14 protein-coding genes are annotated in these 14,235 nt (G+C 62.0%); 9 read left to right on the top strand and 5 right to left on the bottom strand.

Translation table 11 applies throughout. The features are described 5' to 3' along the window. Positions 1-303: 303 nt before the first annotated feature. The 3 genes from AC1DXO_RS04965 to AC1DXO_RS04955 form a co-directional block, all read right to left on the bottom strand. Positions 304-942, bottom strand: a complete 639-nt coding sequence (locus AC1DXO_RS04965; RefSeq protein WP_476976988.1) for a LuxR C-terminal-related transcriptional regulator — start codon at positions 940-942, stop codon at positions 304-306. Beyond that, positions 939-2,816, bottom strand: a complete 1,878-nt coding sequence (locus AC1DXO_RS04960; RefSeq protein ID WP_476976987.1) for a sensor histidine kinase — start codon at positions 2,814-2,816, stop codon at positions 939-941. Before AC1DXO_RS04960 ends, AC1DXO_RS04965 begins: the two co-directional genes overlap by 4 nt. Positions 2,817-2,913: 97 nt before the next feature. After that, a complete protein-coding gene (locus AC1DXO_RS04955; protein ID WP_476976986.1) occupies positions 2,914-3,429 on the bottom strand; it encodes an Lrp/AsnC family transcriptional regulator in 516 nt (171 codons plus the stop codon). 105 nt (positions 3,430-3,534) lie between these two features. On the opposite strand from AC1DXO_RS04955, the gene AC1DXO_RS04950 reads away from it, so the two are divergent. The 3 genes from AC1DXO_RS04950 to AC1DXO_RS04940 all read left to right on the top strand — a co-directional run bounded on the left by AC1DXO_RS04950 (position 3,535) and on the right by AC1DXO_RS04940 (position 5,450). Then, positions 3,535-3,918: a RidA family protein gene (locus AC1DXO_RS04950; protein WP_476976985.1), complete on the top strand. Its 384-nt coding sequence runs from the start codon at positions 3,535-3,537 to the stop codon at positions 3,916-3,918. A gap of 53 nt (positions 3,919-3,971) precedes the next feature. Beyond that, positions 3,972-4,640 carry a LysE family translocator gene (locus tag AC1DXO_RS04945; protein ID WP_476976984.1) on the top strand — a complete coding sequence of 223 codons (669 nt, stop codon included), beginning with the start codon at positions 3,972-3,974 and terminating at the stop codon, positions 4,638-4,640. A 252-nt stretch (positions 4,641-4,892) separates the two neighbouring features. Further along, positions 4,893-5,450, top strand: a complete 558-nt coding sequence (locus AC1DXO_RS04940) for a CC0125/CC1285 family lipoprotein (protein ID WP_476976983.1) — start codon at positions 4,893-4,895, stop codon at positions 5,448-5,450. A gap of 3 nt (positions 5,451-5,453) precedes the next feature. Here AC1DXO_RS04940 and AC1DXO_RS04935 read toward each other — a convergent pair whose 3' ends face one another. Beyond that, positions 5,454-6,218 (bottom strand): DUF6065 family protein, encoded by a 765-nt coding sequence (locus tag AC1DXO_RS04935; RefSeq protein WP_476976982.1) that lies wholly within the window; start codon positions 6,216-6,218, stop codon positions 5,454-5,456. 59 nt (positions 6,219-6,277) lie between these two features. Between AC1DXO_RS04935 and AC1DXO_RS04930 the strand changes: the two genes are divergently transcribed. The 3 genes from AC1DXO_RS04930 (at position 6,278) to AC1DXO_RS04920 (ending at position 8,060) form a co-directional block, all read left to right on the top strand. Continuing rightward, a complete protein-coding gene (locus AC1DXO_RS04930; protein ID WP_476976981.1) occupies positions 6,278-6,793 on the top strand; it encodes a prolyl-tRNA synthetase associated domain-containing protein in 516 nt (171 codons plus the stop codon). A 60-nt stretch (positions 6,794-6,853) separates the two neighbouring features. Continuing rightward, entirely contained in the window at positions 6,854-7,726 is an 873-nt protein-coding gene (gene trxA, locus AC1DXO_RS04925) for a thioredoxin (RefSeq protein ID WP_476976980.1), read from the top strand. A 118-nt stretch (positions 7,727-7,844) separates the two neighbouring features. Further along, positions 7,845-8,060, top strand: a complete 216-nt coding sequence (locus AC1DXO_RS04920; protein WP_476976979.1) for a Trm112 family protein — start codon at positions 7,845-7,847, stop codon at positions 8,058-8,060. Between the two features lie 44 nt (positions 8,061-8,104). On the opposite strand, the gene AC1DXO_RS04915 is transcribed toward AC1DXO_RS04920, so the two are convergent. Then, positions 8,105-9,373: a UbiH/UbiF/VisC/COQ6 family ubiquinone biosynthesis hydroxylase gene (locus AC1DXO_RS04915; protein ID WP_476976978.1), complete on the bottom strand. Its 1,269-nt coding sequence runs from the start codon at positions 9,371-9,373 to the stop codon at positions 8,105-8,107. Between the two features lie 127 nt (positions 9,374-9,500). Here AC1DXO_RS04915 and AC1DXO_RS04910 point away from each other — a divergent pair, with 127 nt between their 5' ends. The 3 genes from AC1DXO_RS04910 to AC1DXO_RS04900 all read left to right on the top strand — a co-directional run bounded on the left by AC1DXO_RS04910 (position 9,501) and on the right by AC1DXO_RS04900 (position 13,717). Continuing rightward, positions 9,501-9,866, top strand: coding sequence for a YciI family protein (locus AC1DXO_RS04910; protein ID WP_476976977.1), 366 nt, complete (start codon positions 9,501-9,503; stop codon positions 9,864-9,866). Beyond that, entirely contained in the window at positions 9,863-11,086 is a 1,224-nt protein-coding gene (locus AC1DXO_RS04905) for an RNA polymerase sigma factor (RefSeq protein ID WP_476976976.1), read from the top strand. The genes AC1DXO_RS04910 and AC1DXO_RS04905 overlap by 4 nt, the downstream gene beginning before the upstream one ends. A 171-nt stretch (positions 11,087-11,257) precedes the next feature. Beyond that, a complete protein-coding gene (locus tag AC1DXO_RS04900; RefSeq protein WP_476976975.1) occupies positions 11,258-13,717 on the top strand; it encodes a DNA translocase FtsK in 2,460 nt (819 codons plus the stop codon). Positions 13,718-14,235: the final 518 nt, after the last annotated feature.

The raw sequence follows: 14,235 nt of genomic DNA, 5'->3' as shown, positions 1-14,235 counted from the left end.
GTGCCACGGCGGCGTCTTTTTTGGACCCGGCCACCGCGCCATCGGCACCCATCGTCGCCCAAAGGGCCGCGGCACCGGCTGTGAGCATCCAATTGCGGCGTGACATGAATGGGGAAGAGGAAGACATGAGCTGAACTCGCTTTCTTGCTTGATACAGCCAGTTGCGACCATCTCGACAATTTTGTCTTCACCTGTTCAGGGGAGAGGGTTTTTCAGCTCAAGCGCCGTCGCACGGGCGCCCCCGATGGCTCCTCGCATTAGCTCGGACGGGCGGTCTCCCTTGCCAAGCTGCGATACTTGGAATTACCCTCGGTTCAGGCCCATCCGCTGGGCATGGATCGCTGCCTCGGCGCGCGACGTGATGCCCAGCTTGGAATAGATCGACTTGATATGGCTGGCGACCGTGTTTTCCGTCAGGCCCAGCGTCTGCGCCGCATCGGCATTCCGCAGCCCCTTGGAAATAAGACCGAGCACCTCCTGCTCGCGCGGGGTGAGCATCGCATCCGGCTGATGCGCCACAGCGGTCGAGCGGAAGTGATCGACGATCCGCCGCGCCACGGATGGCGACAGGGCGGGAATGCCCTGCCCCAGTTGAGCCAGCTGCCGGGCAAACAGGTCGGCCGGCGAATCCTTGAGCAGATAACCGTGCGCTCCGGCCGACAGGGCCGCGATGATCGAGGCATCATCGCCCATCACGGTCGCGACAACGACCAGGGCATCCGGCTGGTACTGGCGCATGGTCGTAATGACATCGACGCCCGATCCGTCCGGCAACCCAAGATCGACAATGGCAAGGTCGAGCGCTGCGCCCTTCGCCGCATGGACGCCACTGCGCCTGTCCGGTGCTTCGCGTATTTCCGCCTCGGGAAACGCCGTCCCGACGACCTGCGCCAGCCATTGCCGCGTTTCACCGATATCCTCGACGATCAGTATATGTTTCATACCGCTGCGTCCTTCTGCTGAAAGGGAATTCGCGCCGTAAGGCAGGTGCCTGTCCCGGCACTGGTCAGGGAAAACGCACCGCCCAGACTTTCGGTGCGCGCCTTCATGTTATCGAGGCCGTGGCCCAGGGAAACGGCGCCGACCGCAAAACCGCACCCGTTGTCTTCGATATGCAAATTGAGTCCAGTCGCGTCTATGCCGATCGTCACGGTCATGGTGGTGGCGGCCGCGTGCTTGATGGCATTGCTGGTTGCCTCGCGGACCAGCGAACGCAGGGCGTGGACGCGTGACGGCACCACCGGCGCCACCACAGTCCCCTCCACCGTCCACAACAGGACAATGGCATGGGCGCTCAGCCGGTCGGCGGTCTCGGCGCGCAGGTCGGCCAGGATCAGGGCCAGTGGTAAATCCTGATGCTGGGCGTTGTTGATGACGTCGCGCAAATCCGCCAGCGTGTCACGGATCATCGCGTCCTTGCGCTCGGAAGCTCCGGAATGCAGGGCGCGCAGCAATTGCGCTCCGATATTGTCGTGAATGTCGCGGGCAATGCGCATGCGCTCCTCGCTGACACCGCGATCATAGGCGCCGCGACTTTCCTCGGCGTGACGCATCAGGGCGATGATCTGTTCCGCGACGGCCAAGTCGCGCGGACTGAACAGGGCCCGGCCACCGTGCGGATAGCGTAGGATCAGCGCCGCCGAATCCGCCACCGCCGGCAGATGCAGGGCCAGCCCTTCCGCTTCGATCGCAGGCGCGGTCACGGCAACTGACGCCGCCGCCACTTCCAGCGGATGATACAGATCCTGCAGCAGGCTTTCCCAGCTTTGGGCGCGTTGCGGACCACTGGGCTTCAGCGCCACCTCGATAACCGCGCGGAAGACCTCCCCGTCGTCGCGGCTGCGGCTCCGCGTCAGTCGCCGCCAAGCATAGCTGCGCAACGGCATGTAGATAAAGGCCATGCCGAACAGCGCCACCGCCAGGGCCGTACCCGGCGCTAGCGACAGGCTGCCGATCAGCAGGGCATCGAGGGCGAGGATGGCCAGGGCCACGCCGACGTGGAACATCAGGTGAAACGCCCAGACACCAAGCTCGAACAGGCGATAACGCACCAGGCCCGCCGCCAGGCCGATATAGATCAGCAGAAAAAAGCCGAAGGCATATTGCGGGATGATCAGCGGCCGCAGGCCCAGCGTAATCGGCACCGACACCGTGGCGATAAAGCCGCCCGCCCCCAAGAGGACCGACGCGCCCAGCCACAGGGTGATGGCGCGTTGCCGCGGGTCATGGCGGGCCGCCGCCAGTTGCCACGCCGCCATCACGACAATACCCACCATCTCGCTGAAGGTGATCGGCTGGACCGCCGTATAGTCCTGAAACGGGCCAAACGCGCGCAGCAAGGTCCACAGGCCGAAGACCGCCACGACGGCGACGGTGATCCAGGGCCAGAAACGCAGCCTGCCGGGATAGATCAGGAACAGGCAGAACATGACCATGCCAAAGCCCGACGCGGCCAGAAAATTGGTGGCGTGCAGCACGGTCAGCAGCCATTCGGGTGCCGGCGCCACCATGAAGCGACGCGTCGAGGCAAAGGTGAACAACAGCGTCATAAGGCCGCTAAGCGCGAACAGGCGGGTGGCGGGATCGCGCGGCTTCAGCACCCATATCCAGGTCGAAATCAGCCAGGCGCCGAACCCGGTCACCAGCGAAACCCAGAGCGCAGGATGTATCTCGAACAACCGCCAGCTTGCCGCATTCAGCGTGAAGCCGGCCACGGGCTGCAGCGCCCAGGCCACAACCAGCATCAGGGCGATCGACCCTCCGGCGATCAGCAAGCCGAGGCGGCCCGAAGGCGTGGTGAGCTGAGTAAAGTTCAAGGCCAGGCCCGTGGATTAGAAGGAACCGCCAGATAGCGCCGCGTTTGGTCCGCCGTCCACCCCTGAACCGGGGATAAAGCTCAGCCTGCCATCGCGATCAGTCGTCACCGTAAGACGCGTTACCGGCCTGAATCTCGCTGCGCGGATCGATCGGCCAGGTTGTCGTCGTGCCCGCCTGGATCGGCCGGTCCAGATAGGTCGACAGCGCGATGTAGCTGCGCGTCGTCTTCACACCCGGCAAGGCATAGATCTGCGCCAGCAAGGCCTCCAGCGCGTGAGCGCTCGCCGTGCGCACCTTCATGATGACGGACGTATCGCCTGCCACCGAATGCATTTCCTCGACCTCCGGAAAGGCGTTCAGCCGCGTCATGCGCGGTCCCTTGCCCCAACCTTCGCAATCGACATGGACAAATGCCAGCAGCGGCTTGCCAATCGCCGCACCGTCCAGCCGCGCCACGGTGGCGCTGATCACGCCGGCCTGGCGCATCCGACGGACGCGTTCGAACACAGCCGGCGCCGATAAGCCGACCGTCCTGCCCAGCACGGCATAGCTTTGCGTCGCGTCGACGGTCAGGGCGCCTAATATCTTTCGGTCAAAATCATCAAGTGTCATGGGGGCCGAGCCATTCTGCTGAATGCGGTCTGTATTTAACATGGTTCGGTAGATTGGTACAAATTACTATGATTATTAGGCAAGAAAGACACATTGGAAACCGATATGAACCTCATACCCTTGTCCCCCTCCGCCATATATCCAACCGGTAGCGACTATCTTCATGGCCTCGAAGTCAATGGCCATAGCCGCGTCGTCTATCTCGCCGGCACCATGGGTCTCGACGCCCAGAGCCTTCCCGGCGCCGATCTCGAAACGCAACTGCACTTGGTCTGGGCCAATATCGCCGCCATTCTGGCCGAGGCCGGCATGACGGTTGCCAACATTGTTCGCGTCACCAGCTATTTGACCGATCGCGATCAGGTCGTGGCCAACCAGACGGCGCGCCTGACAGCGCTAAATGGCCGTGTGGTGCCGACCACAGCCATCGTCGTCACGACGCTGGATCCGCAATGGCTGGTCGAAATCGAGGTCATAGCCGCGGCCTGATTGACGCACCCCGGAAAACCCATTATCGCCCGTCCGGACAAAGGATTTGCCCTGTGACCTCGCCCGTCGATCCCGAGAAATATTACGCTTTTCTGGTCGCCATGTTTTTCATGGCTATTTCGCCGGGTCCCGCCAATCTGTTCTTCGTTCGCACAGGATTGGCCGGAAAGAAGTCGCGCGTCTTAACCGGCGTCATTGGCGTCAATGCGGCCAGCCTGGTCTGGTTCATCGCCAGCGCCCTGGGCCTGCAGGTCCTGATGACGACCTTTCCACTCGTTTTCCGGGTCATGACGATCCTAGGCGGCCTCTATCTCGGCTGGCTGGGATTCCAGACCTTTCGCCATGCGCTGAAGGTCGGCGACGAAGTCATCGATCCGCGCTTCATGTCCCCGGCTGAAACCCGGACCCTGCTGCAGACCCTGGTCGACGGCTTTGTCGTCCAGATGCTGAATCCCAAGGTCCTGCTGTTTTTTACCGCCGTCCTGCCGCCGTTTGTCGACATCGCGCGGCCGATGCCAGCGCAGATGTCGGTCTTCGCCGCCACCGCCGTCGGCATGGATATCCTGTCCATGACCAGCTACGGCATGATGGCCGTCAGCCTGTCACATGTCCTGCAGGAACCGCGTAACAAGCAGCGGTTTGATATCGGTGCCGGCATTGTCCTGATGCTGATTGCCCTGCTGATCCTGGCTCATGGTACACTGGAGTTGACGCGGGCCTAGGACTGTCCGGATAAATCTCTGTCGGTGTCGCATCCACCGCAGTCTTGCCTGGCGCATTGAGCGCCCGCGCCACGTTTGGCGCGTAAGCCTAAGGCCACGGATGTGGCCGCCGGCGACTGAGGCTAAAAGAAAAACCAGCACGGCAATCGCCGTAAGGCGATTCGCGTGCGACCTAATTTCACCACATTGACGGATACAAGATTAGGGAGGAATATCCGGCAAAATTAACCAATCCAGGTGGGTCGACATACCATGAAAAAGCTTCTTCTGACTGCAACTGCCTGTACGGCCCTGGCCTTGCTGTCTGCCTGCGCCACGCCGACGCCCTATGCGCCCGCTGACATGACGTCGCAGAGGAGCTATCGTCCGGGCTATTCCGAAACCAAACTCGAAGAAGGCCGTTTCCGCCTGACCTTCGCCGGCAATGACATGACGTCGCGCGACACGGTCGAAAACTACATGCTGTATCGCGCCGCCGAACTGACGACCAGCGAAGGCTATGACTGGTTCGAAGTGGTTACCCGCGGCACCGACGAAAAGAAGCGTACCGTGCGCAGCGATCCCTTCCCCTATTATGGTGGACTGTCGTGGCGCTACTACGGCCGCAGCCGCTGGACGGCGTGGGGCATGGGTTTCGACGACGACTTCATGACGCAGGAATATACCCGCTACGAAGCCAGCGCCGAAATCATCATGCACAAGGGCCCGAAGCCCGACGGCAATGCCAATGCCTATGACGCCCGTTCGGTCCGCGGCAATCTCGAATCGCGCATCGTCCGCCCCGTCGAGCGGTCCGACGATCGACGCTGAGTCCTACTTCTTCGTCCGGATAACCTTGGGCGCCTTAAGCCGGCGGCGGTTCATGTGATCGCCGTCGTGGGGCACCATCTCGCCCTGCGGCGTCGGCTTCTCGCCCTTGAAGTAGAACTTCTGCCAGCCGGCCTTGACCGCTTCCGGATCGCGTGAGGTCAGCGATTTGTTGAAGGCGTCGCGCGTCGTTGCCCAGGCATCAAACTGCTTCTTCAGGTCGGGGTCCGTATCCAGCCCTTTGATGACCGGTTGAATCTGGTCCATCTTCTTGTGCTCGAACACCTGGATGAAGCAGAAGGGCTCACCCTTCTTGAAGCTGACCATGCCCGGCCGCGTCATCCGCCAGTTCATGGTGAAGGGGAAGGGCAGCCAATCGGTCTCGACAAGGCCGGTCAGGGGTTGGATACCGTCCTTGATGAAGTTGGGCGCACCACCGGCCCATATGACATAGCCCGGCGGTGTGCGGAACATGTAGCCGGTATGGAAGGTCAGCACGCCATGGGTAAAGTGCGATGTCACGACGTGTTCCAGGCTATAGTCGGGGTCCTGGTCGCAGGATATGACCAGGTCGTCCTTACCCGGACCACCGTTCCAGATTACCGTAAAATCGACCGGCACCAAGATCTCCCAGCCCGTCGTATTGGCCATGACCAGCGGCAGGCAGCGATAGGGAAAGCGCGCCTGAAAATCATCCATCCAGTCGCGATCGGGCCGTCCCGGCACGATTTCGGGGGGATAGGTGGTCATGACAAAGCATTCGAGTTCCATGGGTATCTTCCGTCACGCAAAATCTTGATATTCCGGACGAATGCGGCCAGTTTGCGGTCATGACGACCGAACCGCATTACACACCCGAAAGCCTGCTCGAAGCCTTAGCCGATTTGGGCCTGAAAACAAGCACACTGTGGCATGAGGCGGTCTTCCGTGTCGGCGAGGGCGACGACATAAAGTCGCAGCTGGCGGGCGCCCACACCAAGAACCTGTTCCTCAAGGACGACAAGGGTCAGTTGCGGCTGATCTCGGCCGAGCAATCGACCCAGATCAACCTGAAAACCCTGCCGAAGATCATCGGTTCCGGCCGTCTCAGCTTCGGCTCCGAAGAGCGGCTGTACAAGGCGCTGGGGGTGCGGCCTGGTTCGGTCACGGCGTTTGGCCTGGTTAACGACCCGGACAAAAACGTCAAATTTATCCTCGATCAGGCCCTGTTCGACGCCGATATCGTCAACTTCCATCCCCTGACCAATACGGCGACGACGTCCTTGCCCCAAGGCGATTTTCGAAAATTCATTGACTGGCTTGGCCGCGATCTTGTCGTCATCGATTTCACGAAATTGTCGGCTTGACTCCTTATGGCGGCGAGCCCATTTCACGGGCCTGACATTCCTTAATATCGAGGGTATCCCATGGCCGGCACCGACCCCAACATCATCGACGGCAGCGAAAAGAACTTCATGGCCGACGTGATCGAGGCTTCGATGGAGACGACGGTGATCGTCGATTTCTGGGCGACGTGGTGCGGGCCGTGCCGCCAACTGACCCCGGCGCTTGAAAAAGTGATCAAGGAAGCCAAGGGCAAGGTCAAGCTGGTCAAGATCGACGTCGACCAGAACCAGGCCATTGCCGCCCAGTTGCGGGTCCAGTCGATTCCGACCGTCTATGCCTTCAAGGGCGGCCGCCCGGTCGACGGTTTCATGGGCGCCAAGTCGGAAACCGAGGTCCGCGCCTTCATCGAAAAGCTGGGGATCAGCGACTCGGGCCCGACCATCGACGAAACCCTGGCTCTGGCGCAACAATCGGCTGACGATGGCGACATCACCAGCGCGCTGGAAGCCTACAGCTTTATGCTCGAGCAGGATCCCGCCAATACCAAGGCCATTGCCGGCGTGGCGCGTCTGTATCTCAAGGTCCAGCAACCGGATCAGGCCAAGGCCTTTCTCGACATGGTGCCGGCCGACACCAAGGACGCCGATATCCTTGGCCTGCGCGCCGCGCTGGAACTGGCGGAAGGCGCTCCGACCGATATCAACGGGTTGAGGGCGCGCCTGGCGACCGATCCGCGCGATTTCGACGCCATGTACGACCTGGGCCGCGCCCTGGCCGGTCAGGGAGAAACCGTCGAAGCGATCAACCAGCTGCTCGAAATCGTCAAGTACGATCCGGAATGGAACCAGCAGGCCGCCCGGCAATATCTGTTCAAGATCTTTACCGCCATCGGCAACGGTTCGGACCTGGCCAAGGCCGGCCGCCGCCGCCTGGCCTCGATGCTGTTCAGCTAGTTCAGATCCCATCTTCGCCTATTTTTTTTGCCCACCCCGTTTTGGCTGCCGCCGAGGCTGGGGAGGGTGGCGCGAAGCGCCGGGCGGAGCACTTTCTTCCTTTCGACAGGCGACACACATGAACGATACGTCCGAAGCTCCCAAGCCCATCCTCGAAGTCGACCCGCGCCTGCTCGAAGCCCTGGTCTGCCCGGTGACGCGCCGTCCGCTGACCTATGACCGGTCGGCCCAGGAACTGGTCTCCCCGACGGTCGGCTTGGCCTTCCCGATACGCTCGGGCGTCCCCATCATGCTGGTCGACCAGGCGCGCAAGTTCGAACCGCAAAAGGCCTGACGCGAAAAAGTACACTGAGCGTCAGCGAAGGACTTTTTTGCGAATTAAACCAGCTCCCCACGCAGCAGTTTCGGCAAGCTGCCTGTCGCAGCACCTGCGTCTTCCATGACAAACCGCCGCAACAGGCCGACGCGGTTGAACAATCCCATTCCGACGTCACGCACGGCCCGCAAAACCGGGTTGCCGTTTGAGAACAGATGGACAAACCCGTCCATCACCACCGAGGTCGAAACATTGTCGAACCGCCGCCATTTGGCATAGCGTTCCAGCACAATCTCCGTCCCAATATCCTCACCCAGACGCACAGCTTCGATCAGCACTTCAGCCAGGGCCGCTACGTCCTTCAGCCCCAGGTTCAAACCCTGCCCGGCGATCGGATGGATGCCATGGGCCGCATCGCCCAACAGCGCCAACCGCCCCTTGTACATGTCTTCGGCCAGCCCAAGGCCGAGCGGATAGATAAACCGCTCACCGACCAGGGTGACCTCGCCGAGAAATTCGCCGAATCGCGCCAGCAGATGGTCGTAGAAAAAGCCGTCGCTGGCCGCCATCAGGGCTTTCGCCTTGGCATGGCTCTCCGACCACACGATGCAGGCCCGGTTGTCGGTCAGGGGCAGGATGGCAAATGGTCCCGACGGCAGGAAGTGCTCATAGGCGACGTGATTATGCGGCTTTTCCATTTGCACGGTGGCCACCACTGCGCTCTGGGCATAGTCCCAGCCGACATGACCGATCCCGGCCTTGTCGCGCAAGAATGACCGCCGTCCCTCGGCCGACACCACCACCGGCGCCCGCAGGGTCTCACCCGTATCGAGGTCGACCTCGGCAAAACTGGCACCATCGCGCCATTCAGTTACCGCAGCCGGCACGATCAGATCGATTCCGCGTTCGGTCACGGCCTGATGCAGCACTTTGCGCGTGATCCGGTTTTCGACCATATAGCCCAGGGGCTCATTACCCGTCCGGTCGGATATTTCCTCGGCGGCGAAATGTAGGAAGAAAGGCAGGGGCCGTGGCGATGCAGCTCCTGGCAGATGGCCGTCGGTGACGAAGATTTCGTCCATCCGGCACGCCGATTTTTCCAACTCGTCGCCGACGCCAAGGGCCTTCCACTGGCGGAAACAGGCATAGGCTATGGCTGACGCCCGTCCATCGAACGACACATCATGTTGTTGGTCGAACGGCTGCTTTTCGACAAGTGCGACCTGCAGGCCGCCCTTTTCGAGAGCGAGGGCCAGGGTCAAACCGGCCATGCCGGCGCCGACAATGATAACGTCATAGATCTTCATGCCGCCATCATAGCCGCCCAGCATTAAACTGCAATGCGGCTCCCTGACGCGGTGTCTTCACGCCCGGCCAAATTATTTTTCGCCCGATGTCGAAATCGATGCAGCCCGGACGACCAGTCACGGTAACATCGCCAAAAGAGGACTTTTCCCCATGCAGTACCATTGCCTGATCTATTTCGATCCCAAGGTTGCCTTCGCCGACACACCCGAGGCCCATGGCGTCATGGCCGATATCGGCCCCCATACCGAGCAGCTGAAGGCCAGCGGCCATTTCGTCGCCGCTTATCCGCTTAACATGCCGTACGAAGCCGTCACCGTGACGACGCGTGACGGCAAGGTGTCTTCCACCGACGGGCCCTTCATGGAAACCAAGGAAATGCTCGGCGGCCTCGTCGTTATCGAGGCGCGTGATCTTAACGAAGCCATCCGCATCGTCGGCGAGATGCCGCACGCACGCCTGGGCCATGTTGAGATCCGCCCGGCCATCGACTATTCCAAACCGCGGCCCAAACTGTGACAGATGACGCGACGCACACGGCGCTGGACGAGCTATATCGCACCGAAAGCCGCCGTGTGCGCGCGACCCTGATCCGTCTGCTCGGCGGTTTCGATGCCGCCGAAGAGGGTGTCCACGAAGCCTTTGCCGCCGCGGCCGCCTCCTGGCCCGCAACAGGACTGCCCGCCAATCCCTATGCCTGGCTGGTCTCGACCGGCCGGTTTCGTGTCATCGACCGTTGGCGTCGTCAATCGCTCCTCGATGAAGCCCTGCCTGAGCTGGCGGCGCTTAAGCCGGCTTACGACGAGATCGCCATCACCGACGACATGGACGACCAGTTGCGGCTCATCTTCATGTGTTGTCACCCCAACCTGGCGCCTGATAGCCGCGTCGCGCTGACCTTGCGGGAGATCGCCGGCCTGACGACGGAAGCCATCGCGGCTGCCTATCTGACGCCCGCCCCGACGATCGCCCAGCGCATCGTTCGCGCCAAGGCGAAAATCCGTGACAGCGCTATTCCCTATGAAGTGCCGGAAGCCTCCGAACTGCCGCAGCGCCTCGACAGCGTGCTTCAGGTTATCTATCTGATCTTCAATGCCGGCTATGCCGCGGTGGACGGGCCCGACTTTATCCGCCACGACCTGTGCGCCGAAGCCATCCGCCTCGGCCGGCTGGTTGTCGAACTGCTCGACGATTCCGAAGCCTTGGGCCTGGTGGCTCTGATGCTGTTGCACGACGCCCGCCAATCGACGCGCCTCGACCCGTCTGGCGACATTGTCCTGCTCGAAGACCAGGACCGCGCGCAATGGAACCGGCCGCAGATCGCCGAGGCACAGGGCTTGATCGAACGCGCCCTGACCGCGCGCCGCGTCGGTCCCTATATCCTGCAGGCGGCGATCGTCGAACTCCACACCGCCGCCGCCAGTTTTAGCGATACCGACTGGGGGCAAATCACCGGCCTGTATGATGTGCTGCTGCGTATTACCCCTTCACCGGTCATTGCGCTGAACCGCGCTGTCGCTATCGGTCAGCGCGATGGTCCGGCGGCCGGCCTGGCGGAGCTGGAAACCGTCATGGCGCGCGGCGACCTCGACACCTATGCCCTGGCCTTCGCCGCCAAGGCTGATTTGCAAAGACGGATGGGTTCTGGTGACTTTGAGGCGTCCTACAGACGCGCTTTGTCGCTTTCCCACCATCCGGCTGAGCGCCGCTTCCTGATGGAGCGCCTGTCAAAGTCTTGAGTCGGTAATCCCCTATGCAGTACAACGGGCACGTCGAGTATCGGGTGCAGGGTCCGTGACCCTGCCCTGCGACTTTCTTCCAACATAGTAAACCGCTCTTAACCCTTTTCATGACATCTGGGAGTCGAACCCGCGATCTGCGCAGAACCGCCCTTCTGAAGTACGACTACCATGTCCAGCCTGACCCTTACCGTTTGGAACGCATTTGAAAGTCACATGAGCGCTGTTTGGCGATCTTCGGTCATGGCCCGCCTGCGCGGCGCCTTTGTGACCCTGACGGGCGTAGCGGGCTTCGTCGCGCTGGCGACCTACCGTGCCGACGACCCCAGTCTGAACACGGTTACCCATGGCCGTGTCCATAATGCGCTGGGCGGTTTCGGCGCGACCATGTCCGATATCGGCGTCCAGTCGCTGGGCCTGGCCGCCTGGCCGGCAGCGGCCCTGATGATCTGGTTCGGCCTGCAGCGCATCTTCCAGCATGACCCGGACCAGACGCGGCGAAAACTGCGCCTGCATGCCCTGTGGGCGACGCTGTTCGTGCTGGGCCTGAGCGCCGCCATAGCTCCGCTGATGACCTCGGGTGACCCGGTGCTGCAACAAAGCATCGGCGGTTTCTGGGGATCGGGGATCAACAACCTGTTGAAATCGGTGTTCGATTTCATGCATTTGCCGGCCGGCGCCGTCTTCGCCAGCCTGGTCTTCGGCGGCCTGGCCTTCTACGGCTTCAACCAGGCGCTCAGCCTCAAGCTCAACCACTATCTCCATATCAGCCGCGGCCTCAGCGACGTCACCCAACGCGCGGTCGACGCCATGGGTCTGGAGCGTCTGGTCGCCCGCCTGGGCGCCAACAATACACGCGACGCCACCGTCACAACCAAGCCGAAACCGGCGCGCCTGCCCAAGGCCAAGCCTGTTCCGACCTTTGTCGATGAAGAAGATTTCGACGAGGTCGATGACCTCGACCCCGTCCCGACGCCACGCGTCAACCTGGCCCCGGCAGAGCGGCCGGTTGAGCGGACCGAACCGGTCATCCGCCCGATGATCGAGGAGCCCCACGTCGCGCCGCTTAAACCCTCGGCCCGCGAAGCCGCCGAAAAGCAGCCGGTTTTCGATTTCCTCCGCCCCGGCAATTTCCGCCTGCCCGAGCTGTCGATCCTGGCCAAGCCCAAGCCACGCAGTCACACGGTCGACGAGGAATCCCTGCGCCAGAACGCCCGTATGCTGGAAAGCGTCCTGGCCGAATTCGGTGTCCGCGGCGTCATCGATCAGATCCGCCCGGGTCCGGTCGTCACCCTGTACGAACTGGCGCCCGCCGCCGGCGTGAAGGGCGCGCGCGTCGTCGCCCTGGCTGACGACATCGCCCGCAACATGTCGGCCCGTTCCTGCCGCGTCAGCGTCGTCCAGGGGCGTAACGCCATCGGCATCGAACTGCCGAACCACGTCCGTGAAACCGTCTATCTGCGCGATCTGCTGGCCTCGGCCGAGTTCGAGCGCGCCGGCCACGCCCTGCCCATGGCGCTGGGCGAAACCATCGGCGGCGAGCCCTACATCACCGACCTGGCCAAGATGCCCCACCTTTTGATCGCCGGCACCACCGGTTCGGGCAAGTCGGTCGGCGTCAACGCCATGATCCTGTCCATCCTGTACCGGCTCGATCCGGAACAGTGCAAGTTCATCATGATCGACCCCAAGATGCTGGAACTCAGCGTCTATGACGGTATCCCGCACCTGCTGGCCCCGGTCGTCACCGATCCCAAAAAGGCTGTGGTGGCGCTGAAATGGACGGTCAAGGAGATGGAGGACCGCTACCGCCGCATGTCGAAGATCGGCGTGCGCAACATCGCCAGCTTCAATGAACGCGCCCGTGCCACGGCGGCTGAAGGCAAGAACTTCGTCCGCAAGGTCCAGACCGGTTTCGATGAGACCGGCCAGCCCGTCTACGAATTCGACGAAATGGTGCCCGAGCCCATGCCGTACCTGGTCGTCGTGGTCGACGAGGTCGCCGACCTGATGATGGTCGCCGGCAAGGACATCGAAGGCGCCGTCCAGCGTCTGGCGCAGATGGCCCGCGCCGCCGGCATCCACCTGATCATGGCTACCCAACGTCCATCGGTCGACGTTATCACCGGCACCATCAAGGCCAACTTCCCGACCCGTATTTCCTTCCAGGTCACGTCGAAGATCGACTCGCGCACAATCCTCGGCGAACAGGGCGCCGAACAGCTGCTGGGTCAGGGCGACATGCTTTACATGGCCGGCGGCGGCCGTATCACCCGCCTGCACGGTCCTTTCGTCTCCGACCAGGAAGTCGAGGCCGTGGCCCAGTTCCTGCGCGAACAGGGCCAGCCCAACTATCTCGACGACGTCACCTATGGCGGCGAGGAAGACAGCGGCGGCGACACGGGCGGGGGTGAAGGCGGTGCCGGGTCCGGCGATGACCTGTATGACAAGGCGGTCTATTTCGTCACCTTCGATCGCAAGGCCTCGACCTCGTATATCCAGCGCAAGCTGCAGATCGGCTATAACCGCGCTGCATCCCTGATGGAAAAGATGGAACGCGAAGGCGTTGTCGGTCCGGCCAACCACGTTGGCAAGCGCGACATTCTGGTCGGTCCGCCGCCGGGGCATTAGGGGCAAGTAGTCCACTGGGCAATTCGCACATTCCAAAAAGACGATAACATTCAGCTGTTTGCGTAGATTGGCAGTGCCGGTAAGGCCCCCACCACCACCCTTCGGGCAGCGCTTCACTTCGTTTAGCTTGACCTCGGGCGGTCCCCCTCCCCACTTCGCGGGGAGGTATAAGCCATTGTTTTAGCTATCTTATACTCCACCGCCACGCGGGGGAGGTGGCAGCGCAAGCCTCTACGACCTTCAGGTCGTTAAAGAGGCTTAGCGCTGACGGAGGGGGGCCTCACCTAGGATTCAGCACAGCAGAAAATCTCCGACAGACGAGCACCAAGCGAGTCCTTGGGACGACGATTCATTCGTCTGGCCAGACCCCATTTTATTTGATACCGTCCCCTCAGTAGCCGTGCGTTCGACCTGTAACGAGTGTGTTGACACGTACGGCCCGGCCAAAATGGCTGTCCCCGTGCGATCGTTCCGAACTATTCGCACGTGAGGTCGCAAAAGCCCCTCAGGGCCGCTGC

This window comes from Asticcacaulis sp. P2_C5 (genome assembly GCF_056404555.1).
This window is presented reverse-complemented; position numbering and strand designations above follow the sequence as displayed.

Bases quoted from the DNA above. Each gene is read 5' to 3' on its own strand.
- AC1DXO_RS04965 (WP_476976988.1), bottom strand. From the start codon at position 942: ATGAAACATATACTGATCGTCGAGGATATCGGTGAAACGCGGCAATGG.
- AC1DXO_RS04955 (WP_476976986.1), bottom strand. From the start codon at position 3,429: ATGACACTTGATGATTTTGACCGAAAGATATTAGGCGCCCTGACCGTC.
- AC1DXO_RS04950 (WP_476976985.1), top strand. From the start codon at position 3,535: ATGAACCTCATACCCTTGTCCCCCTCCGCCATATATCCAACCGGTAGC.
- AC1DXO_RS04940 (WP_476976983.1), top strand. From the start codon at position 4,893: ATGAAAAAGCTTCTTCTGACTGCAACTGCCTGTACGGCCCTGGCCTTG.
- AC1DXO_RS04935 (WP_476976982.1), bottom strand. From the start codon at position 6,218: ATGGAACTCGAATGCTTTGTCATGACCACCTATCCCCCCGAAATCGTG.
- AC1DXO_RS04930 (WP_476976981.1), top strand. From the start codon at position 6,278: ATGACGACCGAACCGCATTACACACCCGAAAGCCTGCTCGAAGCCTTA.
- trxA (WP_476976980.1), top strand. From the start codon at position 6,854: ATGGCCGGCACCGACCCCAACATCATCGACGGCAGCGAAAAGAACTTC.
- AC1DXO_RS04920 (WP_476976979.1), top strand. From the start codon at position 7,845: ATGAACGATACGTCCGAAGCTCCCAAGCCCATCCTCGAAGTCGACCCG.
- AC1DXO_RS04915 (WP_476976978.1), bottom strand. From the start codon at position 9,373: ATGCTGGGCGGCTATGATGGCGGCATGAAGATCTATGACGTTATCATT.
- AC1DXO_RS04910 (WP_476976977.1), top strand. From the start codon at position 9,501: ATGCAGTACCATTGCCTGATCTATTTCGATCCCAAGGTTGCCTTCGCC.
- AC1DXO_RS04900 (WP_476976975.1), top strand. From the start codon at position 11,258: ATGTCCAGCCTGACCCTTACCGTTTGGAACGCATTTGAAAGTCACATG.